Source organism: Streptomyces sp. TSRI0281 (genome assembly GCF_001905125.1).
Lineage (GTDB): Bacteria > Actinomycetota > Actinomycetes > Streptomycetales > Streptomycetaceae > Streptomyces.
In genome coordinates this window covers 143,080-165,430 of sequence record NZ_LWLE01000035.1, presented here as the reverse complement: position 1 = coordinate 165,430, position 22,351 = coordinate 143,080, and the positions used below count along the sequence as shown (strand labels likewise).

The following is a 22,351-nucleotide window of genomic DNA, read 5'->3' as shown; positions in this document are numbered from 1 at the left end:
CTTACAGTCGTCCCGTCCGGCTCCAACAGCAGCAGAGAGTGGCGAGCACACGGTGGACGTGCAGAAGAAGCTCGACGAGATCGTCGAAGCGGTCGGGAACGCCCGCTCCATGCCCATGTCGGCCTCGTGCGTGGTAAACCGCGCCGAGCTGCTCGCGATGCTCGAAGAGGTGCGGCAGGCCCTGCCCGGCTCGCTGGCCCATGCCCAGGAGCTCATCGGCGACCGTGAGCAGCTGGTCGAGCAGGCCCGCCAGGAGGCCGAGCGGATCATCGAGTCCGCCCACAGTCAGCGCGGCTCGCTGGTCTCCGACACGGAGGTCGCCCGGCAGTCCCGGGGCGAGGCCGACCGCATCCTCTCCGAGGCGCGCCGGGAGGCCGACGAGGTCCGGGCCGACGCCGACGAGTACGTCGACAGCAAGCTCGCCAACTTCGAGGTCGTCCTCACCAAGACCATCGGCTCCGTGGACCGCGGCCGGGAGAAGCTGTTGGGACGGGGCCAGGGCCTGGACGAGCAGGGCTACCAGGACCCGGACTTCGCCGAGGCTCCCGAGCGCAGCGCCGACCCGGCCACGCTCCAGCGCCGGGCCGACGAGTACGTCGACACCAAGCTCGGTGCCTTCGAGGCGGTGCTCGCCAAGACCCTGGAAGCGGTCGGCAGGGGCCGGCAGAAACTGCACGGCCGGGTGGCCAGCGACGACCTCGGCGCGCACATGGCCGCCCAGGACGCCGCGGGCAGCCAGGGCCACACCAGCGACGCCGACTATCTGGCCGGTCTCGCCGAGCTCGCCCCCCCGGAACCGCGGCAGGTGCCCCAGCAGTCGCAGCAGCCCCAGCAGCCGCACTTCCCGGCCCAGGACCGGCCCGAGCCGCAGGCCGAGCCGCAGTACGCGCAGGCGTACGGCTACCAGGAGCAGCCGTACCAGCAGGATGCCTACGGCTACCCGCAGCAGCCCGACCCGTACGCCGCCTATCAGCAGCAGGGCTACGACCCCGCTCAGCTACAGCAGCCCCAGCAGGTCCAGCAGGTCCAGCAGGACTACGGGTGGCCGCAGCAGCCCGCCCAGCCGCCCGCCCCGGCCCCGCAGGGCGAGAGCGCACTGGACGAGACCAGCCTCTTCGACACAAGCATGATCGATCTGGAGCAGCTGCGCCGCTACGAACAGGGCCGCTGACGCACGGTCCCGGGCTCCGGTCCGGACACTGGTCCGGGCTCCGGTCCGGGGGCCTGACTCCGGCTTCGGCCCGGATTGGGTGCTGAGCGGTACGTCAAGTATCCTGGCTCTTCGGTCGCGCGTAGATCCGCGATCCCGGCTGCCCGTTTCGACTCCGGACCGGGTCGGCCCCTCCGATGCAGCACGACGCACATGATCGCGAAAGCAGGAAAAGCCCTGAACGGCCACCTCGACCACCGAAACCCCCTCGTGTTCGATACGCACGAGTTGGGCCGGCGTCCCGGTGCCCTCAAGCGGCTGACCCGCTCGGTGGAGGCACCGAAGGATCTGGGTATCGACGGCGTCATCGGTGTGCCGGAAGGCGCATCCGTGGTGCTGGACATCCGCCTTGAGTCGGTCATGGAAGGGGTGCTTGTCACAGGCACCGCCCGTGCGTCGGCCGAGGGGGAGTGCGTAAGGTGTCTGGAGCCGCTGACCGTAGAGGTCGAAGCGGACTTCCAGGAGATGTTCTCGTACCCTGACGCCGATGACCGGGGCCGCAGCAAAGCGGCGGACCCCGTCGACGACGCCGAGGACGACGAGGACGTGTTCTTCCTTGAGGACGGCTTGTTCGACCTCGAGTCAGTGCTGCGTGACGCGGTAGTGCTCGCACTGCCCATGCAGCCGGTGTGCAAGGAGACCTGCGCCGGCCTGTGTTCCGAATGCGGAATCAGGCTGGACGAGAATCCCGGCCACCACCACGATGCCGTCGACATTCGTTGGGCGGCATTGCAAGGACTCGCCGAGACCGTTCAGGACGGCGAGAAGGACAACATGGGCGGCGCCGAACCTGGCGTCGACGAGAAGCAGGAGAAGTAGCCGTGGCTGTTCCGAAGCGGAAGATGTCGCGCAGCAACACGCGCCACCGCCGGTCGCAGTGGAAGGCTGCGGTCCCCACCCTGGTTTCGTGCGAGCGTTGCCAGGAGCCGAAGCTCCAGCACATTGCGTGCCCGAGCTGCGGCACCTATAACAAGCGCCAGGTCCTCGAGGTCTGAGCGGCTGGTGAGAGGCCCGATGTCTGAGTTGTCCAGTGCCAAGAAGCAGGCAGACAACGTCAACACAGCCTCGTCCCACACGCTTCTGGAAGGGCGGCTCGGGTATCACCTCGAGTCCGCCCTTCTGGTGCGTGCGCTGACCCACCGTTCGTACGCATATGAGAACGGCGGTCTGCCCACCAACGAGCGGCTCGAATTCCTCGGGGATTCGGTGCTCGGCCTGGTGGTCACGGACACGCTGTACCGCACCCACCCCGACCTGCCCGAAGGCCAGCTGGCCAAGTTGCGGGCCGCGGTGGTCAACTCACGTGCACTTGCGGAAGTGGGCCGCGGCCTCGAACTCGGCTCCTTCATCCGGCTCGGCCGCGGTGAAGAGGGCACGGGGGGCCGGGACAAGGCTTCCATCCTCGCCGACACCCTTGAAGCGGTGATCGGTGCGGTCTACCTCGATCAGGGCCTCAGCGCGGCCTCGGAGCTGGTTCACCGGCTCTTCGACCCGCTGATCGACAGGTCCTCGAACCTCGGCGCCGGCCTGGACTGGAAAACCAGCCTCCAGGAGCTCACCGCGAGCGAGAGCCTCGGAGTCCCCGAGTACCTCGTCACGGAGACCGGCCCGGACCACGAGAAGACCTTCACTGCTGCTGCTCGCGTCGGTGGTGTCTCGTACGGCACCGGCACCGGCCGTAGCAAGAAGGAAGCGGAGCAACAGGCGGCGGAATCCGCCTGGCGCGAGATCAGCGCCGCCGCTGAAGCGCGGGAGGCCGCGGCGAAGGCCGCAGCCGACGGAGGGGTCGCCGACACCCCTGCCGAGCCGTCGCCGAACACGGACGTCGCTCCGGCCTGAAGCAACCGGGAACCCCTCGGTGCCTAGTGCACCGGGGGGTTTTCCCTGTGCCGCACGAACTGTCCGTGCCGTCCGGCCATCCGTGTCGTCCGTGTCGTACGCACCATCCGTGCCGTACGGACATCCCCTTGTCGTCCCGTACCACTCAGTCGTTCCAGGAGCGCCATCGTGCCCGAGCTGCCCGAGGTAGAAGTCGTACGGCGAGGTCTGGAGCGCTGGGTCACCGGCCGCACCGTCACCGAGGTCGAGGTCCTGCACCCGCGCGCGGTCCGCAGACACCTCGCGGGCGGCGTGGACTTCGCGGCGCGGCTGCACGGGGTCCGTTTCGGCACGGCGATGCGACGGGGCAAGTACCTCTGGGTGCCGCTGGACGAGGAGTCCTGCTCGCTGCTCGGCCATCTCGGGATGAGCGGCCAGCTGCTCGTCCAGGCCGAGGACGCCGCCGACGAGAAGCACCTGCGGATCAGGATCCGGTTCGACGACGCGCTCGGCACCGAACTGCGCTTCGTCGACCAGCGGACCTTCGGAGGGCTCTCGCTCCACGAGAACACCCCGGACGGGCTGCCCGACACCATCGCCCACATCGCCCGGGACCCGCTCGACCCGGAATTCGACGACGCCGCGTTCCACACGGCCCTGCGCCTGCGCCGTACGACGGTCAAGCGCGCCCTGCTCGACCAGTCGCTGATCAGCGGCGTCGGCAACATCTACGCCGACGAGGCACTGTGGCGGGCCAGACTCCACTTCGACCGGCCGACCGCGACGCTGACCCGGCCCAAGTCGGCCGAGCTGCTCGGCCACGCCCGCGACGTGATGAACGCGGCCCTCGACCAGGGCGGCACCAGCTTCGACAGCCTCTATGTGAACGTGAACGGCGAGTCCGGCTACTTCGACCGCTCGCTCGACGCGTACGGGCGGGAGGGCGAGCCGTGCCACCGCTGCGGTACGCCGATGCGCCGCCGAGCCTGGATGAACCGCTCCAGCTACTACTGCCCGCGCTGCCAGCGGCCGCCGCGCGCCTCGTGACCGGCCCCCGCTCGCGCGGACCGCTTCGTGACCGGGTCAGGTCCGACGGGGCCTAGCGGCTTCCGCGTGCCTCGTCGTAGCGCGCGCGGGCCGTCAGCACCTCGGCCATCCGGCCCTGCACGAGCTGGATGAGTCCCAGCAGCCGCCCGGTCACCTCGCGGCCGAGGGGGGTCAGCTCGTAGTCCACCCGGGGCGGATTGGTGGGCTGCGCCTCCCGGTGCACGAGTCCGTCGCGCTCCAGTGCGTGCAGGGTCTGGGAGAGCATCTTCTCGCTCACCCCGTCGACCCGGCGGCGCAGCTCGTTGAAACGGAGGCTGCCCTCGTACAGCGCGCCGAGGGTGAGGCTGCCCCAGCGCCCGGTGACATGCTCCAGCGTGCCGCGCGAAGGGCACTGCCTGGAGAAGACGTCGAACGAGAGGCTGTCCATACGCCACAGCTTACGCCCGCACAGCGCTCACCAGGAGTGAGCGCTGTGCGGGCGTAAGGGGGAAGCAGGGGGCGATACCGGTGGTGCCGGAAGCGCTCAGAGGCGCTCGGAAGCCTCAGAAGTCTCAGAAGCCGAAGTCCTGCGTCCACCAGGGGCCACCGGAACCGGCGTGCATGCCGACGCCGAGGGTCTGGTAATCGCAGTTGAGAATGTTTGCCCGGTGCCCGTCGCTGTTCATCCAGGCCGCCATCACGGCCTTGGCGTCGGCCTGGCCGCGGGCGATGTTCTCGCCGCCGAGCCCCTGTATGCCGGCCTTCGCGGCACGGTCCCAGGGGGTCGCGCCGTCGGGGTCGGTGTGGTCGAAGAAGCCGCGTGCCGCCATGTCCTCGCTGAAGTTCTGGGCGAGCGCGGTCAGCGGGGCGCTGGTGGTGACCGGGGAGCAGCCGACCTTGGACCGCTCCTGGTTCACCAGGGCGAGGACGGCGGCCTGCGCGGAGGTGGCGGAGGGCGAGGGGGCCGGTGCCTTCCGGGACGGTGCGGCGGACGAGGTCTTCGGTGCGGCCGGGGCCTTCGTCGCCGGGCTCGTGGTCTTCCTCGGCGTTGCCGCGGGCTTCTTCGACGGCGCCTTCGAGGGCGCCTTCGACTCCGTCGGCTTCTTCGACGGCTCGGCGGCCGGCTTGCTGGGGGTGGCAGAAGCGGAAGCGGACTTCGACGGAGCCTTCGGCCGTGCGCTGCCCCGGCTGGCGGGGGCGGAGGCCGAAGCGGAGGCGCGGTCGGTCGGCTCGGCCGAGTCGCCGCCCTGCGTCAGGAGGTCCGGGGCGCCACCGGAGCGCAGCTGGTCCGCGGTGGACGTACCGCCCACGGTGCGGGTGTCACCACCGGGCAGCAGACCCGAGGCCAGGGCGACCGCTCCCAGGGCCACCGCCGCGGAGACGCCGAGGAGCCCGGTGCGCACGGGCAGGGAAGCCCGCTTCTTCCGTCGCGTATCCCGGTGCCCGAACGCGGCTCCGGCCGCGTTCTCCTCGGCGGCGGGGTCTGCGGCGGATCGTCGGTGGCGTCCCATGCGCAGTACCTTCCTGGTGCTCCGGACGCCCCTGCGGCGTCACAATTCTCAGCCGTATTCACCCGTTCGAGTGAGACTATTGCGACCGGACTGTACGCCATGGGTCAAAGGGGGAAGTGCTCCGAGAGCCATTGGCCCGTTAGCGTTCACGTATGAGCGAAGACGCACGACTCGTCGTTTGGGTACGCGGCCGAGTACAGCAAGTAGGCTTCCGCTGGTTCACCAGGGCAAACGCTTTGGAGATCGGTGGGCTGATCGGCTTTGCCCTCAATCTCGACGACGGCAGGGTGCAGGTCGTCGCCGAGGGTCCACGTGAGAATTGCCACCGTTTGCTGGACTGGCTGCGTTCCGACGACACACCCGGGCGCGTGGACGGAGTCACTGAGATCTGGGACACGCCGCGCGGGGGTTACGAGGGATTCGCGATCCGTTGATCACGGCATCTGCGAGGGGCTCCGGATCCGCACCGTATACGGAGTGCGGCGGGCGGTTACCGAAGAGTTCACGGTGACCCCGCACCCGAAATGACCTGCGAAGGGACCTGGCGGCGGCCTGTGGTTGCCAAGAACGGGCCGGCGTGCCAGGCTGCGGCATTAACGAAGATCTCCACGCCCCTCAGGGCCCCGCAGGAGAGTCGCGCCGCATGATCGAAAAGCCGCGCACCCCCGGGACGCCCGCCTCTACGGGGTGTGATCGTGTTGACCGTCAAACTTTTTGGTGAGACGCTGAAAACCCCGCGCACCTTAGCTGTTTGGCAGAGCTGTTTGGCAGCAGAACCGCAGTGTTGACAGGGCACTGCCGAGCACCGCGGGTGCGATTCCCTCACGACCCACACCGCTCTCGGTCGGTCACTCAGTGTGGAGGACCATCCATCATGGCAAAGGCGCTTCTCGGTTACGTCGGCGGTTCCGACCCGCGACTCCTCGCCGAGATGCGACGGCTCCAGCAGCGCGTCCAGGACCTGGAATCCGAGCTTGTACGGATCCAGGACGAGAACGACGCGCTGAACGCCGCCGCCCAGCACCAAGAGTCGCTGCTCGACAGCATCGACATTGACGTACCCCAGGCGGAGCCTGCGCTGACCTGACCGGTGGCCCCGTGGGGCCGGTCGGGCTGGGCATGCTCAGTCGCCTGAGAACCTCTGGATCGTCTTCGTCACGGATCGCGTACCGGAACACCGAGGGTGTCCCGGAACACCGGGCATGTGCTCATCGTCCGGTGTGTCAGCGATCCGTCACGCAGGACGCCGCGCAAGATTTACAGGGACGCTTCGGCGTCCCTTTCTTTCGTTCTCGACCCCCCGGTCGCACATTCCCGCCCCCGGCGCCGATCCGGGCCCCCGCCCGGACGTACAGCCCTTCCCTTACCGTCTGATGTGCCCTGCACCTTCAACAGCGAAACCGAGAGTGAAAGGTAGAGTCCGGCGGCGTGCACCTCAAGGCCCTGACCCTGCGTGGTTTCAAATCGTTCGCCTCCGCCACGACCCTGCGGTTCGAACCGGGGATCACCTGTGTCGTCGGACCCAATGGATCAGGCAAATCCAATGTGGTGGACGCGCTCTCCTGGGTCATGGGGGAACAGGGCGCCAAGTCCCTGCGCGGCGGCAAGATGGAAGACGTGATCTTCGCCGGCACGACCGGGCGGCCGCCGCTCGGCCGGGCGGAAGTGTCGCTGACCATTGACAATTCCGATGGCGCGCTCCCCATCGAATACGCCGAAGTGACGATCACTCGAATCATGTTCCGCAATGGCGGCAGCGAATACCAGATCAATGGCGACACCTGCCGGCTGCTCGACATCCAGGAACTCCTCTCGGACTCCGGAATCGGCCGCGAGATGCATGTCATCGTCGGCCAGGGCCAGTTGGACTCCGTACTGCATGCCGATCCGATGGGCCGCCGCGCCTTCATCGAGGAGGCCGCGGGTGTGCTCAAACACCGCAAGCGAAAAGAAAAGGCGCTGCGGAAGCTGGACGCGATGGGGGTCAATCTGGCCCGCGTCCAGGACCTCACCGACGAACTGCGACGCCAGCTGAAGCCGCTCGGCAGACAGGCGGCCGTCGCCCGCCGGGCCGCGGTCATCCAGGCCGATCTGCGCGACGCCCGGCTGCGGCTCCTCGCCGACGACCTCGTGACCCTGCACAGCGCGCTGCGCGACGAGATCGCCGACGAGGCCGAACTGAAGAAGCGCAAGGACGCCGCGGAGGCCGAGCTCAAGGCGGCGCTCGCCCGGGAGGCGGAGCTGGAGGGCGAGGTGCGGCGCCTCGCGCCGAGACTCCAGCGGGCCCAGCAGACCTGGTACGAACTGTCGCAGCTCGCCGAACGGGTACGGGGCACGATCTCGCTGGCCGATGCCCGGGTGAAGAGCGCCACCGCCCCGCCCGCGGAGGAACGGCGCGGGCGGGACCCGGAGGACATGGAGCGCGAGGCCGCCCGGATCCGTGAGCAGGAGGCGGAGCTGACGGCCGCGCTGGAGGCCGCGGAACACGCCCTGGAGGACACCGTCGCCCACCGGTCCGATCTGGAGCGGGAGTTGGCGGCCGAGGAGCGCAGGCTCAAGGACGCCGCGCGGGCCATCGCGGACCGGCGCGAAGGGCTCGCCCGGTTGAACGGCCAGGTCAACGCGGCCCGCAGCCGGGCCGGCTCGGCCCAGGCGGAGATCGACCGGCTGGCCGCGTCCCGCGACGAGGCGCGGGAGCGTGCGGCCGTGGCCCAGGAGGAGTACGAGCAGCTCAAGGCCGAGGTCGACGGCCTGGACGCGGGCGACGCGGAGCTGGCCGGGCGGCACGAGGCCGCCAAGCGCGCGCTCGACGGGGCGGAGGCGGCCCACGGTGCGGCGCGGGAGGCCACGACAGCCGCCGAGCGCGAGCGCGCCGCGGTCGCGGCCCGGCGCGAGGCGCTGGCCCTGGGCCTGCGCCGCAAGGACGGTACGGGCGCGCTGCTCGGTGCCCGCGACCGGCTGTCCGGTCTGCTCGGTCCGGCCGCGGAACTGCTCACGGTGGTACCGGGGTACGAGGTCGCGGTGGCGGCAGCCCTGGGCGCGGCGGCGGACGCGGTGGCGGTGACGGACCCGGCCACGGCCGCGGAGGCGATCCGGCTGCTGCGCAAGGAGGACGCGGGGCGTGCGGCGCTGCTGCTGGGCACCGGCCCACGGGCGGGTGCCCAGGCGGGCGTTCAGATGGGTGTTCAGCACGTACCCGGGCAGGGGGACGTACCGGTGACGGGGCACGGGGGTGCCGCCGTTCCGGGGCAGGCCGGCGAAGCGGCGGTGAGCGGTCCCGGTGCACACGTACCCGGACAGAAGGACGCGCACGTACCCGCGCAGGAGGACGCGCACGTGGACAGCCGGGGTGACGTGGAGCAGGTGCCCGGTCATGTACCCGGCCGGGGTGACGCGTACGCGGGTGGGCTGAGCGACGCGGGCGTCCGTCCGGCCGCCGCCCATGCCTCCGCCCCGGCCGCCCTGGTGGCCGCCGGGGACGAGGCACCGGTCGCGGGAGCGCCCACCGTCGCCGGGCTGGTGCGGGGGCCCGCCGAGCTGATGGGCGCCGTGCGCGCACTGGTGCGGGACATGGTGGTCGTCGGCACCCTGGAGGACGCCGAGGACCTGGTCGCCGGTCACCCCGGGCTGACCGCGGTGACCGGCGAGGGAGACGTGCTGTCGGCCCACTTCGCGCACGGCGGTTCCGCCGGGGCGCCGAGCCTCCTCGAAGTGCAGGCGTCCGTCGACGAGGCGGCCGCCGACCTGGCGGAGCTGGCCGTGCGGTGCAAGGAGCTGTCCGCTGCCCAGCAGCTCGCGGGGGAGCGGCGCCGGGCCGGTGCCGCGCTCGTCGAGGAGCTGGGGGAGCGGCGCCGCGCCGCGGAGCGGGAGAAGTCGGGTGTGGCCCAGCAGCTGGGGCGGCTCGCCGGGCAGGCCCGGGGAGCGGCGGGCGAGGCCGAGCGGACCGCCGCGTCCGCGGCCCGCGCCCAGGAGGCCCTGGAGCGGGCGACCGAGGAGGCGGCGGAGCTGGCCGAGCGGCTGCTCGTGGCGGAGGAGCTGCCGGTCGACGAGGAGCCCGACACCTCCGTACGGGACCGGCTCGCCGCCGACGGTGCCAACGCCCGCCAGACCGAGATGGAGGCCCGCCTCCAGGCCCGTACCCATGAGGAACGGGTGAAGTCGCTCGCCGGGCGCGCCGACTCCCTGGACCGCGCGGCCCGTGCCGAACGTGAGGCCCGCGCCCGCGCCGAGCAGCACCGGGCCCGGCTGCGGCACGAGGCCGCGGTGGCCTCCGCCGTCGCCTCCGGTGCCCGTCAGCTGCTCGCGCACGTCGAGGTGTCCGTCGTACGGGCCCAGGAGGAGCGGACCTCGGCGGAGGCGGCGAAGGCCGAACGCGAGCGGGAACTGGCGGCCGAGCGGGACCGGGGCCGGGCGCTGAAGGGCGAGCTGGACAAGCTGACCGACTCGGTGCACCGCGGTGAGGTCCTGGGTGCCGAGAAGCGGCTGCGGATAGAGCAGTTGGAGGCGAAGGCGCTGGAGGAGCTCGGCGTGGAGCCGGCCGGGCTGGCGGCCGAGTACGGACCGGACCAGCTGGTTCCGCCGTCCCCGGCGGCCCAGGGCGAGGAGCTGCCGGAGGATCCGCAGGACCCGCGCAACCAGCCGAGGCCGTTCGTCAGGGCCGAGCAGGAGAAGCGGCTGAAGTCGGCCGAACGGGCGTATCAGCAACTCGGGAAGGTGAATCCGCTCGCCCTGGAGGAGTTCTCGGCGCTGGAGGAGCGGCACAAGTTCCTCTCCGAGCAGCTGGAGGACCTGAAGAAGACCCGGGCCGATCTGCTCCAGGTGATCAAGGAGGTCGACGAGCGGGTCGAGCAGGTGTTCACCGAGGCGTACCGGGACACGGCCCGCGAGTTCGAGGGCGTTTTCTCGCGGCTCTTCCCCGGCGGCGAGGGGCGGCTGATCCTGACCGATCCCGGCAACATGCTCGCCACGGGCGTGGACGTCGAGGCCCGCCCGCCGGGCAAGAAGGTCAAGCGGCTCTCCCTGCTGTCGGGCGGCGAGCGGTCCCTGACGGCCGTGGCGCTGCTGGTCTCGATCTTCAAGGCGAGGCCGAGCCCGTTCTATGTGATGGACGAGGTCGAGGCGGCGCTGGACGACACCAATCTGCAGCGGCTGATCCGGATCATGGAGGAGCTCCAGGAGAGCTCCCAGCTGATCGTGATCACGCACCAGAAGCGGACGATGGAGGTCGCCGACGCGTTGTACGGGGTCTCCATGCAGGGCGATGGAGTCTCCAAGGTCATCAGCCAGCGGCTGCGCTGAACCTTTACTTAATCTTCAAGGCTTCAAAGGGCTATTCCCCTGCGCCGGGGTAGAAGTCGGCTCGCAAGAGAAATTCGACTTCGAGATCTGAATGAATAACGCCTGCGAAGTTGATTTCACCTTCAAGTGGTGGCGGGCCGGATCTTATGCGCCACTTAGAGGGCTCACCCCCCACGCCTGACGATGCGGCCAGGCATCAGGAGTTCATGTGTCCAGCACAGCGCAGGGACCGCAGTCCGGAGCACGAGCCGCCCACCCGGACCACCTCGGTCACGTCATCTTCATCACAGCGGCCGCGGCCATGGGCGGCTTTCTCTTCGGCTACGACAGTTCTGTCATCAACGGCGCCGTCGAAGCGATCCGCCACCGGTACGACATCGGCTCCGGCACGCTCGCCCAGGTCATCGCGATCGCGCTGATCGGCTGCGCGATCGGCGCCGCCACCGCAGGACGTATCGCCGACCGCATCGGCCGCATCCGCTGCATGCAGATCTCGTCCGTGCTCTTCACCGTCAGCGCGGTCGGATCGGCGCTGCCGTTCGCGCTCTGGGACCTGGCGATGTGGCGCATCATCGGCGGCTTCGCCATCGGGATGGCCTCCGTCATCGGCCCGGCGTACATCGCCGAGGTCTCGCCGCCCGCCTACCGCGGCCGGCTCGGCTCCTTCCAGCAGGCCGCCATCGTCATCGGCATCGCCATCTCCCAGCTGGTCAACTACGGCATCCTCCAGATCGCCGACGGTGACCAGCGCGGCAAGATCGGCGGCATCGAGGCATGGCAGTGGATGCTCGGTGTGATGGTCGTCCCCGCCGTCCTGTACGGGCTCCTGTCCTTCGCGATCCCCGAGTCGCCGCGTTTCCTGATCTCGGTCGGCAAGAAGGAACGGGCCCGGCAGATCCTCGCGGAGGTCGAAGGCGAGCACGCCGACCTCGACGCCCGTGTGAGCGAGATCGAGACCGCCATGCACCGCGAGCACAAGTCCACCTTCAAGGACCTGCTCGGCAGCCGCTTCGGCTTCCTGCCCATCGTCTGGGTCGGTATCGGCCTGTCCGTCTTCCAGCAACTCGTCGGCATCAACGTGGCGTTCTACTACTCGGCGACGCTGTGGCAGTCCGTCGGCATCGACCCGACCGACTCGTTCTTCTACTCGTTCACCACCTCGATCATCAACATCATCGGCACGGTGATCGCGATGGTGCTGGTGGACCGGGTGGGCCGCAGGCCGCTCGCGCTGGTCGGCTCGACCGGTATGGCGATCGCGCTGGCCTTCGAGGCCTGGGCGTTCTCCGCCGACCTCGTCGACGGCAAACTGCCCAACACCCAGGGTGTCGTCGCCCTCGTGGCGGCCCATGTCTTCGTGCTCTTCTTCGCCCTGTCGTGGGGGGTCGTGGTCTGGGTCTTCCTCGGCGAGATGTTCCCCAACCGGATCCGTGCCGCCGCGCTCGGCGTGGCCGCGTCCGCGCAGTGGATCGCCAACTGGGCGATCACCGCGAGCTTCCCGAGCCTGGCCGACTGGAACCTGTCGGCCACCTACATCATCTACGCGGCGTTCGCGACGCTCTCGATCCCCTTCGTACTCAAGTTCGTGAAGGAGACCAAGGGCAAGACCCTGGAGGAGATGGGCTGAGGCACTGCCCGGCCCCACCGCCCTTCCCGGAGCCCGGCCCCGCGCCCCCTCCCGATGTCCGAGCGCCCGCCCGCTCCGCCTTCCCCCGTTCCGCCCGCCCCGGCTCACTGTCGAGCCGGGGCGGTGGCGTTCCCCGTCGCCTCGCAGAACAGCCGCAGGCTGCGCCACCCCTCCTCCACCGGCATCCCGCCGCACAGCGGATGCAGGACCAGGCTGTCCGCGTCCAGTTCCGCGCACTGCCGCGGTGTGACGATCCGGTACACGCCCTCCTCGCGCAGCTCCGCCACCGTCGTCGCCGCCGAGCGCACGGCCGAGCGGATGTCCTTCGACTGCCAGGAGGAGTACGTCCGGGCCTCGTGCAGGAGGTGCTCCCCGTACCGCGCCCACGCCCGGTCCGGGTCCTCGGACACATGCAGCAGCGGCGTCCTGGCCGCGGGCATCATGCAGAACCCCTCCGTCCCGTGCTCCGCGCGCTGCTCGTGGTAGTACGCCTCCAGCTCCGGCAGATGCGCACTCGGGAAGAGCGGCAGCCCCAGCCGGGCCGCCCGCCGCGCCGCCGCCCGTGAGCTGCCGCCCACCAGGAGCAGCGGATGCGGCTGGGTAAAGGGGCGCGGGCTGACCGTGACCGTACGGCCCCGGTACGTGAACGGCTCCCCGGTCCACGCCTGGAGCAGCGTCTCCAGCAGCTCGTCCTGGAGCTTGCCGCGCCTGCCCCACTCCACGCCCGCCCGCTCGTACTCGGCGGGCCGGTAGCCGATCCCCGCGACGGTCACCAGCCGCCCCGCGCTGAGCAGATCGAGCACCGCGATGTCCTCGGCCAGCCGCAGCGGATCGTGCAGCGGGCCGATGATGGCCGAGACGGTCACCGCGATCCGCCGGGTGGCCCCGAAGACGGAACCGGCGAAGACGAACGGGGAGGGCAGCCAGGAGTTGGCCGCCCCGTGGTGCTCCTCGGTCTGTACGGTGTCGATGCCGTGCTCGTCGGCGTACGCGGCCATCTCCAGCGCCGCGCGGTAGCGGGCCGAGAGGGACTCGGGTGTGGGGTCGGGATCGACGAGATTGAACCGGACCACTGTGAAGGCCATGACGGGCGTCCCCTTCGCCGGGCGGGCTTGGTGGAGGCGGCACCGTAGCTGACGTAGCGTCAGAAGTGTAGGGGCCGGTCGCCGGCGCCTGGTGCGGGGTGCGGCAGCGTCGCGTACGGCCTCGCGCCCCGGTCGGAGGGTGTGGCGCGGGGCGGTGTCACGCCGGGGGCGTCGCCCCGCTCCAGGAAACGGGTCTCCATGGGCGGAAGCGCAGATCTACCCCCAAAAGGTGCATAAGTCCATGTGTGACCTGCGAGGTGTCCGTCACGGCCGCGCCCCGGTGCGGCCGTGGCCGATACTGGACGGGTTATGGAAATCGTCATCCTTGCTGTAGTCATCGCCCTGGTCGCGGTCGGCCTGATCAGCGGGCTCGTGGTCAGCAGCCGCAAGAAGAAGAAGCAGCTGCCGCCCTCGGCACCGTCGAGCACGCCGACCATCACTCCTCCCGCCGAGCCCCATGTCGGCGACGAGGCCGAGACGCCGCGCGACGAAGCGCGGCGCACCGTCGAGGAGGTCGGTCTCCCGGACACCGAGGCTCCCGCCGGGGAAGCCCCGGCCGTCGCCGAGCCGGAGGCGCCCGCCGCCCCGCTGGAGGTCCCCGAGCCCACCGCGGGCCGGCTCGTCCGGCTCCGCGCCCGGCTCGCCCGCTCGCAGAACTCCCTCGGCAAGGGGCTGCTCACGCTCCTGTCCCGGGACAACCTCGACGAGGACACCTGGGAGGAGATCGAGGAGACCCTCCTCACCGCCGACGTCGGCGTCGCCCCCACCCAGGAACTGGTCGAGCGGCTGCGCGAGCGCGTCCGGGTGCTCGGCACCCGTACCCCCGAGGAACTGCGCAACCTGCTCCGCGAGGAGCTGATCACCCTGCTCGGCCCCGACCTCGACCGCGAGGTCAGGACGGAGGGCGGCGCCGAGACCCCCGGCGTCGTCATGGTCGTCGGCGTCAACGGCACCGGCAAGACCACCACGACCGGCAAGCTGGCCCGGGTGCTCGTCGCCGACGGCCGCAGCGTCGTGCTCGGCGCGGCCGACACCTTCCGGGCGGCCGCCGCCGACCAGCTCCAGACCTGGGGCGAGCGCGTCGGTGCCCGCACGGTCCGCGGGCCGGAGGGCGGCGACCCGGCGTCGATCGCCTTCGACGCGGTGAAGGAAGGTATCGCCGAGGGTGCGGATGTCGTCCTCATCGACACCGCGGGCCGCCTGCACACCAAGACCGGCCTCATGGACGAGCTCGGCAAGGTCAAGCGGGTCGTGGAGAAGCACGGACCGCTCGACGAGATCCTGCTCGTCCTGGACGCCACCACCGGGCAGAACGGTCTCGTCCAGGCCCGGGTGTTCGCCGAGGTCGTCGACATCACCGGTATCGTCCTCACCAAGCTCGACGGCACCGCCAAGGGCGGCATCGTCATCGCCGTCCAGCGCGAGCTGGGCGTGCCGGTGAAGCTGATCGGTCTCGGTGAGGGACCGGACGACCTGGCCCCGTTCGAGCCGGGAGCCTTCGTCGACGCGCTGATCGGCGACTGACCCACCGTACGGACAACGGGCGGCGGACCTCCTTGTGAGGCCGCCGCCCGTTCGTGTGTGTACGCCCAGGAGGGGACGGCGCGGGTCCCGGCCGGGGGCGTCCGGCCGGGAGCGGCGGGCGGGTGTCCGCCTACGAGCGGTGGCAGCTGTAGGCCAGCGTGCCCAGCAGCAGTCGCGCCTGCGGGGGAGCGGCCGTGGTGTCCAGTGCCGGCGGTCGCAGCCAGCGGACCGGCCCGAGACCGCCGAGATCGGACGGCGGCGCCGTGATGTGCGAACCCGGCCCCAGCGCCCGCAGATCCAGACCCGCGTCGTCCCAGCCCATCCGGTAGAGCAGCTGGGGGAGTTCGGCGGCGGCTCCGGGGGCGACGAGGAACTGGGCCCGGCCGGCCGGGGTCACGGCGACCGGCCCCAGGGGCAGGCCCATCCGTTCCAGCCGCACCAGGGCGCGGCGGCCGGCCGGTTCCGCGACCTCCAGGACGTCGAACGTGCGGCCCACCGGCAGCAGCATCGAGGCGCCGGGCACCTCGGCCCAGGCATGCACGGCGATGTCGAGCGTCGCCCCGGCCGGGACCTCGCGGGCGAAGTCCAGCGGATGGGCGCCGGGAGCGGCGCACACCGGGTCGCCGCACGAGCAGGCGCCGGCGTCGGCCCGCGCCCCGGGCACCACGGCCCAGCCCCAGAGTCCTGTGTACTCGGCCACCGCCGTGCCCTCGGCCGTACGGCCGCGACGCCGCGAGCCGGATCGCATCTCCCGGATGCCGCCGATCGTGAAGCCCATGCCCCCTCCAACGGGTCCGACTCATCGGTGGTTACGACCCGGAGCCTTCGCTCAACCCTCCGTTGCCGTTCTCGATCGGGCGGCGCGCGGGTGTGCACAAGAGGTGAATGGCACGGAATACGCGCCCCCTATGTGCTCCAATCCGCCTGTCGCTGATCGTCGCCTGTCAAGTCAAGCGCGCCCGGCGGCAGTCGGGTTCATTCGAAGGGGTGGCGAATGGTGGCGTTTCCGTAAGAGCCCTCGCGGGAGGGGTGATCGTAGGATTACCGTCGGTACACGAACCCTGGAAGTATGTGCACCCACGGGTATGCCGGAGGCAACCCGATTTCTTGTTCGATGGTGTGCAACCTCCGTACGGACAGCACCGATGCACGGCATTCTGATAGTGGTTCGCGCGATGAGATTTCCGGCGGGATGGGGGCGTTCCAGTGAGTGGCAGCGGCGCAGGCGAGACGAATGCCGGGAAGCGCCCCAATGAGCAATTGGGCTCGTGGTTCATGCGCAGCGGCTGGTCCAAGGGCGAGCTGGCACGGCAGGTGAACCGCCGGGCGCGGCAGATGGGTGCCCTGCACATCAGCACCGACACCTCGCGGGTGCGCCGCTGGCTCGACGGTGAACAGCCCCGCGAGCCGATCCCCCGCATCCTCTCCGAGCTCTTCTCGGAGCGCTTCGGCGCCGTCGTCGCCGTCGAGGACCTCGGGCTGCGCACCGCGCACCAGTCACCCTCGGTGGCCGGTGTCGACCTGCCCTGGGCCGGCCCGCAGACCGTCGCCCTGCTCAGCGAGTTCTCCCGCAGCGACCTGATGCTCGCCCGGCGCGGATTCCTCGGCTCCTCGCTGGCCCTCGCCGCGGGCCCCGCCCTCATCGAACCCATGCAGCGCTGGCTGGTGCCCGTGTCCGCGGCCGGCCGGGCCGAACCGGAATCGCCCGCCGCCGCCCGGCGCCCCTCCCGGCTCTCCCAGCCCGAGCTGGATCTGCTGGAGTCCACCACGGCGATGTTCCGTCAGTGGGACGCGCAGTGCGGCGGCGGACTGCGCCGCAAAGCCGTCGTCGGCCAACTCCACGAGGTCACCGACCTGTTGCAGGAACCGCAGCCCACGGCCACCGCCAAGCGGCTCTTCCGGTGCGCGGCCGAACTGGCCGAACTGGCGGGCTGGATGAGTTACGACGTCGGCCTCCAGCCCACCGCGCAGAAGTACTTCGTCCTCGCGCTGCACGCCTCCAAGGAGGCCGGTGACAAACCACTGGGCAGCTACGTCCTGTCCAGCATGAGCCGCCAGATGATCCACCTCGGACGTCCCGACGACGCTCTGGAACTCATCCATCTCGCCCAGTACGGCAGCCGCGACTGCGCCACCGCGCGGACCCAGGCCATGCTGTACGCGATGGAGGCCCGCGCCTACGCCAACATGGGCCAGCCCAGCAAATGCAAACGGGCCGTCCGCATGGCCGAGGACACCTTCCTCGACGCCGGACTCGACGGCGAGAACGAACCCGACTGGATCCGCTTCTTCTCCGAGGCCGAACTCAACGGCGAGAACGCCCACTCCTACCGCGACCTGGCCTATGTCGCGGGCCGCAGCCCCACCTACGCCTCGCTCGCCGAACCCGTCATGGAGAAGGCCGTCGAGCTGTTCGGCGAGGACGACGAGCACCAGCGCTCGTACGCGCTCAATCTGATCGGGATGGCCACCGTCCATCTGCTCAAGCGCGAGCCCGAGCAGTCCACGGTGCTGGCCGCGCAGGCGCTGAAGATCGCCAAGAAGGTCCGTTCCGAGCGGGTGAACACCCGGCTCCGCAAGACCGTCGACACCGCCGCCAGGGACTTCGGCGATATCGACGATGTCGCCCGGCTCACCGACCGGCTCACCGAACAGCTGCCGGAGACCGCCGAAGCGGTCTGACCCGGCCCGCCCGCCACCGGCCGCGGCGCCCCTTCCGTACACCCCGACCAGGCTCCCCCCATCGCCAGGTCACACGGAGGGCCGCCGTGGCCGGTTCCCGTGTGCGGCGGTCCCGACCGCGCCGTATGCGGCGTGGACCGCATGGTAGCCAGGCCACCGGACACGCCACCCACGGTTCATTCGGACGTAACACACGAACCCTCTTCGTCACTGGTGTGAAACATCGTGCGGCATTCGTGGAAACGGCGCTCCGCCAATCTCATGGCGCATAACCGGCCCGCACCTTTTCCCCAGTGGTCCCGCAGCTTTCCCCCGCACGCGGCCGCACCGACGACGAGGAGACGCCGATGCCCCCAGGCATCACGACGCTTGCCGCAGACGCCCCGGAGCTGTCTGCCGCCAACACCGGGTTCATGCTCATCTGCTCGGCTCTGGTGATGCTCATGACCCCGGCCCTCGCCTTCTTCTACGGAGGCATGGTCCGCGTCAAGAGCACCCTCAACATGCTGATGATGAGCTTCATCAGCCTCGGGATCGTCACGATCCTGTGGGTGCTCTACGGATTCAGCCTCGCCTTCGGCACCGACACCGGCTCGATCATCGGCTGGAGCGCGGACTACGTCGGCCTGAGCGGAATCGGCGTCACCGAGCTCTGGGACGGCTACACCATCCCGGTCTACGTATTCGCCGTCTTCCAGCTGATGTTCGCCGTCCTCACCCCGGCCCTGATCAGCGGCGCCCTCGCCGACCGCGTCAAGTTCACCGCCTGGGCGATCTTCATCACCCTCTGGGTCACCATCGTCTACTTCCCGGTCGCCCACTGGGTGTGGGGCGCGGGCGGCTGGCTCTTCGAGCTGGGCGTCATCGACTTCGCCGGTGGCACGGCCGTCCACATCAACGCGGGCGCCGCGGCCCTCGGAGTGATCCTCGTCATCGGCAAGCGCGTCGGCTTCAAGAAGGACCCGATGCGGCCGCACAGCCTGCCGCTCGTCATGCTCGGCGCCGGTCTCCTGTGGTTCGGCTGGTTCGGCTTCAACGCGGGCTCCTGGCTCGGCAACGACGACGGCGTCGGCGCGGTCATGTTCGTCAACACCCAGGTCGCCACCGCCGCCGCGATGCTCGCCTGGCTCGGCTACGAGAAGCTGCGCCACGGCTCCTTCACCACACTGGGCGCCGCCTCCGGTGCCGTCGCCGGACTCGTCGCCATCACCCCGGCCGGCGGATCGGTCAGCCCGCTCGGTGCCATCGCCGTCGGTGCCATCGCCGGTGTCCTGTGCGCCCTGGCCGTCGGTCTGAAGTACCGCTTCGGCTACGACGACTCCCTGGACGTCGTCGGTGTCCACCTCGTCGGCGGCGTCGCCGGCTCCCTCCTCGTCGGCTTCTTCGCCACCGGTGGCGTCCAGTCCGACGCGGCGGGCCTCTTCTACGGCGGCGGCCTCGACCAGCTCGGCAAGCAGGCCGTCGGAGTCTTCGCCGTCCTCGCGTACTCTCTGGTCGTCTCCGCCCTCCTCGCCCTCCTGCTCGACAGGACCATCGGGATGCGGGTCCCCGAGGACGACGAGATCTCCGGCATCGACCAGGTCGAGCACGCCGAGACGGCATACGACTTCAGCGGCGCGGGCGGCGGCACGGCCCCCCGCACCGTGTCCCCGGCGCACGACACGACGGCAGCACCGAAGGCAAAGAAGGTGGACGCATGAAGCTCATCACCGCAGTCGTGAAGCCACACCGGCTGGACGAGATCAAGGAGGCCCTCCAGGCCTTCGGCGTCCAGGGTCTCACCGTCACGGAGGCCAGCGGATACGGGCGTCAGCGCGGACACACCGAGGTCTACCGGGGCGCCGAGTACACCGTCGACCTCGTCCCGAAGATCCGCATCGAGGTCCTGGTCGAGGACGAGGACGCCGAACAGCTCATCGACGTGGTGGTGAAGGCCGCCAGGACCGGCAAGATCGGAGACGGCAAGGTCTGGAGCGTGCCGGTCGAGACCGCCATTCGCGTACGGACCGGCGAACGCGGTCCGGACGCCCTCTGACCGACGGCCCCGCCAACTGAAAGGCAGCTGGGTGACGAGCACCGAAACGACCACCGAATCCGAAGACTCGGGACCCAGCGGCTACGCGGCGGCCCGGCTGCGCCTCCTCCAGGAGAAGGCGCGGTCCGGGCCGCCGCGCCGTGCCGCCCTCGCCCGCCTCACCGACGACTGGCTGACCGGCCTGTTCACCGCCGCCGCCGAGCACGCCGGAGTCCGCGGAGCCGCCCTCGTCGCCGTCGGCGGCTACGGCCGCGGCGAGCTCTCCCCGCGCAGCGACCTCGATCTGCTGCTCCTGCACGACGGCAGCGCCGACGCCGGAGCCCTCGCCGCCCTCGCCGACCGCATCTGGTACCCCGTCTGGGACCTCGGCCTGTCCCTCGACCACTCCGTCCGCACCCCCGGCGAAGCCCGCAGGACCGCAGGCGAGGACCTCAAGGTCCAGCTCGGCCTGCTCGACGCCCGCCCCGTCGCCGGAGACCTCGGCCTCGTCGCCGGCCTGCGCACCGCGATCCTCGCCGACTGGCGCAACCAGGCGCCCAAACGCCTCCCCGCCCTCGACGAACTCTGCCGGGAACGCGCCGACCGCATGGGCGAGCTCCAGTTCCTCCTGGAACCCGACCTCAAGGAGGCCCGCGGCGGCCTGCGCGACGCCACCGCCCTGCGCGCCGTCGCCGCCTCCTGGGTCGCCGACGCCCCCCGCGAAGGGCTCACCGAGGCCCGCCGCACCCTCCTCGACGCCCGCGACGCCCTCCACCTGACCACCGGCCGCGCCACCGACCGCCTCGCCCTCCAGGAGCAGGACCAGGTCGCCGAGGCCCTCGGCCTGCTCGACGCCGACGTACTGCTGCGCCAGGTGTACGAGGCCGCGCGCACCGTCTCGTACGCCACCGACGTCACCTGGCGCGAGGTCAACCGCGTCCTGCGCGCCCGCTCGGTACGCCCGAGGCTCCGCGCCATGCTGGGCGGCGGCAAGGCCGTGCCCGAGCGCACCCCGCTCGCCGACGGGGTCGTGGAGGCGGACGGCGAGGTCGTTCTCGCCCGCGCCGCCCGCCCCGAGAAGGACCCCGTCCTGACCCTCCGGGCCGCCGCCGCGGCGGCCGAATCCGGGCTGCCGCTCTCCCGCCACCTCGTCCGCCATCTGGCCACCGCCGCCCGGCCGCTGCCCGTCCCGTGGCCCGCCGAGGCCCGCGAGGAACTCGTCACCCTCCTCGGGGCGGGCGACTCCACCGTCGGCGTCTGGGAAGCCCTGGAGTCCGAGGGGATCATCACCCGGCTGCTGCCCGACTGGGAGCGGGTCCACTGCCGCCCCCAGCGCAACCCCGTCCACACCTGGACCGTCGACCGCCACCTCGTCGAGACCGCCGTCCGGGCCGCCTCCCTCACCCGCCGCGTCCACCGCCCCGACCTGCTCCTGATCGCCGCCCTGCTCCATGACATCGGCAAGGGCTGGCCCGGGGACCACTCCGCCGCGGGCGAGGTCATCGCCCGGGACATGGCCGCCCGCATCGGCTTCGACAAGCACGACGTGGGCATCGTCGCCACCCTCGTACGCCACCATCTGCTGCTCGTGGAGACGGCCACCCGCCGCGACCTCGACGACCCCGCCACCGTCCGCTCCGTCGCCACCGCCGTCGGCAGCGCCTCCACGCTGGAACTGCTGCACGCCCTCACCGAGGCCGACGCCCTCGCCACCGGCCCCGCCGCCTGGAGCTCCTGGCGCGCCTCGCTCGTCGCCGACCTCGTCAAACGCGTCGCCGCCGTCCTCGCGGGCGAGGCCCCCCAGGAACCGGAACCCGCCGCGCCCGGTGCCGAACAGGAACGCCTCGCCATCGAGGCCCTGCGCACCGGCGAACCCGTCCTGGCCCTGCACACCCAGCCGGGGCCGCCCGCCGACGACGGGGAGCCGGAACCCGTCGGCGTGGAACTCCTCATCGCCCTGCCCGACCGCCCCGGCGTCCTGCCCGCGGCCGCCGGTGTCCTGGCGCTGCACCGCCTCACCGTCCGCGCCGCCGAACTGCGCGCCGTGGAACTCCCCACCGAAGTGGGCGACTCCGCGGACCTGCTGCTGCTCAGCTGGCGGGTCGCGGCCGAGTACGGGTCCCTCCCGCAGGCGGCCCGGCTGCGCGCCGACCTCGTACGCGCCCTGGACGGCTCCCTGGACATCCCGGCCCGCCTCGCCGAGCGGGAGGCCGCCTACCCGCGCCGCCGGGGGGTGAAGGCCCCGCCGCCCCGGGTGACGGTCGCGGCCGCGGGCTCACGTCTGGCCACGGTGATCGAGGTCCGCGCCCAGGACGCCCCGGGCCTGCTGCACCGGATCGGCCGGGCCCTGGAGCAGAGCGCGGTACGGGTGCGCAGTGCCCATGTCTCGACGCTCGGCGCCAACGCGGTGGACGCCTTCTACGTCACCGGAACGGACGGCGAACCGCTGCCCGAGGTGCGGGCGGCGGAGGTGGCCAAGGAGGTCGAGAAGGCTCTCGGCTGACCCGCACGATCACGCCGATCGGCCCTCGTCCGGTACCAGAACCGGGCGAGGGC

At 71.0% G+C, this 22,351-nt stretch carries 18 protein-coding genes; 14 read left to right on the top strand and 4 right to left on the bottom strand.

Going from position 1 to position 22,351, the window contains the following annotated elements:
• The first annotated feature begins 52 nt into the window (after positions 1–52).
• The 5 genes from A6A29_RS35370 (at position 53) to mutM (ending at position 4,075) form a co-directional block, all read left to right on the top strand.
• Positions 53–1,171, top strand: a complete 1,119-nt coding sequence (locus A6A29_RS35370) for a cell division initiation protein (protein ID WP_073726906.1) — start codon at positions 53–55, stop codon at positions 1,169–1,171.
• A gap of 192 nt (positions 1,172–1,363) precedes the next feature.
• The gene (locus A6A29_RS35365; RefSeq protein WP_073726904.1) at positions 1,364–2,029 is read left to right on the top strand and encodes a YceD family protein; all 666 of its coding nucleotides are present in this window, start codon (positions 1,364–1,366) and stop codon (positions 2,027–2,029) included.
• Between the two features lie 2 nt (positions 2,030–2,031).
• On the top strand, positions 2,032–2,205 hold the full coding sequence (gene rpmF / locus A6A29_RS35360; protein WP_003965982.1) for a 50S ribosomal protein L32: 174 nt from the start codon (positions 2,032–2,034) through the stop codon (positions 2,203–2,205).
• Positions 2,206–2,224: 19 nt separating this feature from the next.
• The gene (gene rnc / locus A6A29_RS35355; protein WP_073726902.1) at positions 2,225–3,049 is read left to right on the top strand and encodes a ribonuclease III; all 825 of its coding nucleotides are present in this window, start codon (positions 2,225–2,227) and stop codon (positions 3,047–3,049) included.
• Between the two features lie 168 nt (positions 3,050–3,217).
• Complete coding sequence (mutM, locus tag A6A29_RS35350; RefSeq protein ID WP_073726900.1) at positions 3,218–4,075, top strand: bifunctional DNA-formamidopyrimidine glycosylase/DNA-(apurinic or apyrimidinic site) lyase; 858 nt, start codon at positions 3,218–3,220, stop codon at positions 4,073–4,075.
• A gap of 52 nt (positions 4,076–4,127) precedes the next feature.
• Here mutM and A6A29_RS35345 read toward each other — a convergent pair whose 3' ends face one another.
• Positions 4,128–4,502, bottom strand: a complete 375-nt coding sequence (locus A6A29_RS35345) for a winged helix-turn-helix transcriptional regulator (protein ID WP_073726898.1) — start codon at positions 4,500–4,502, stop codon at positions 4,128–4,130.
• Between the two features lie 124 nt (positions 4,503–4,626).
• Positions 4,627–5,565, bottom strand: a complete 939-nt coding sequence (locus A6A29_RS35340) for a CAP domain-containing protein (RefSeq protein WP_073726896.1) — start codon at positions 5,563–5,565, stop codon at positions 4,627–4,629.
• Between the two features lie 152 nt (positions 5,566–5,717).
• Between A6A29_RS35340 and A6A29_RS35335 the strand changes: the two genes are divergently transcribed.
• From A6A29_RS35335 to A6A29_RS35315, 4 genes are all read left to right on the top strand, one after another.
• A complete protein-coding gene (locus tag A6A29_RS35335) occupies positions 5,718–5,999 on the top strand; it encodes an acylphosphatase (RefSeq protein WP_073726894.1) in 282 nt (93 codons plus the stop codon).
• 440 nt (positions 6,000–6,439) lie between these two features.
• Positions 6,440–6,652, top strand: a complete 213-nt coding sequence (locus A6A29_RS35325; RefSeq protein WP_018551753.1) for a hypothetical protein — start codon at positions 6,440–6,442, stop codon at positions 6,650–6,652.
• 341 nt (positions 6,653–6,993) lie between these two features.
• A complete protein-coding gene (locus A6A29_RS35320; RefSeq protein WP_073726892.1) occupies positions 6,994–10,863 on the top strand; it encodes an AAA family ATPase in 3,870 nt (1,289 codons plus the stop codon).
• 208 nt (positions 10,864–11,071) lie between these two features.
• The gene (locus A6A29_RS35315; protein WP_073726890.1) at positions 11,072–12,490 is read left to right on the top strand and encodes a sugar porter family MFS transporter; all 1,419 of its coding nucleotides are present in this window, start codon (positions 11,072–11,074) and stop codon (positions 12,488–12,490) included.
• A gap of 104 nt (positions 12,491–12,594) precedes the next feature.
• Here the strand turns inward: A6A29_RS35315 and A6A29_RS35310 are convergent, their stop codons facing one another.
• On the bottom strand, positions 12,595–13,575 hold the full coding sequence (locus A6A29_RS35310; RefSeq protein ID WP_073726888.1) for an LLM class flavin-dependent oxidoreductase: 981 nt from the start codon (positions 13,573–13,575) through the stop codon (positions 12,595–12,597).
• Positions 13,576–13,884: 309 nt separating this feature from the next.
• Here A6A29_RS35310 and ftsY point away from each other — a divergent pair, with 309 nt between their 5' ends.
• Positions 13,885–15,099, top strand: coding sequence for a signal recognition particle-docking protein FtsY (ftsY, locus tag A6A29_RS35305; protein ID WP_073726886.1), 1,215 nt, complete (start codon positions 13,885–13,887; stop codon positions 15,097–15,099).
• Positions 15,100–15,229: 130 nt separating this feature from the next.
• Here the strand turns inward: ftsY and A6A29_RS35300 are convergent, their stop codons facing one another.
• Positions 15,230–15,877: a bifunctional DNA primase/polymerase gene (locus A6A29_RS35300; RefSeq protein WP_073726884.1), complete on the bottom strand. Its 648-nt coding sequence runs from the start codon at positions 15,875–15,877 to the stop codon at positions 15,230–15,232.
• A 428-nt stretch (positions 15,878–16,305) separates the two neighbouring features.
• Between A6A29_RS35300 and nsdA the strand changes: the two genes are divergently transcribed.
• The 4 genes from nsdA (at position 16,306) to A6A29_RS35280 (ending at position 22,298) form a co-directional block, all read left to right on the top strand.
• Positions 16,306–17,781 carry a transcriptional repressor NsdA gene (gene nsdA / locus A6A29_RS35295; RefSeq protein ID WP_073726882.1) on the top strand — a complete coding sequence of 492 codons (1,476 nt, stop codon included), beginning with the start codon at positions 16,306–16,308 and terminating at the stop codon, positions 17,779–17,781.
• 347 nt (positions 17,782–18,128) lie between these two features.
• On the top strand, positions 18,129–19,481 hold the full coding sequence (locus A6A29_RS35290) for an ammonium transporter (protein WP_073726880.1): 1,353 nt from the start codon (positions 18,129–18,131) through the stop codon (positions 19,479–19,481).
• Positions 19,478–19,816, top strand: a complete 339-nt coding sequence (locus tag A6A29_RS35285) for a P-II family nitrogen regulator (RefSeq protein ID WP_014048583.1) — start codon at positions 19,478–19,480, stop codon at positions 19,814–19,816. Before A6A29_RS35290 ends, A6A29_RS35285 begins: the two co-directional genes overlap by 4 nt.
• Before the next feature lie 31 nt (positions 19,817–19,847).
• On the top strand, positions 19,848–22,298 hold the full coding sequence (locus A6A29_RS35280; protein ID WP_073726878.1) for a [protein-PII] uridylyltransferase: 2,451 nt from the start codon (positions 19,848–19,850) through the stop codon (positions 22,296–22,298).
• Positions 22,299–22,351: the final 53 nt, after the last annotated feature.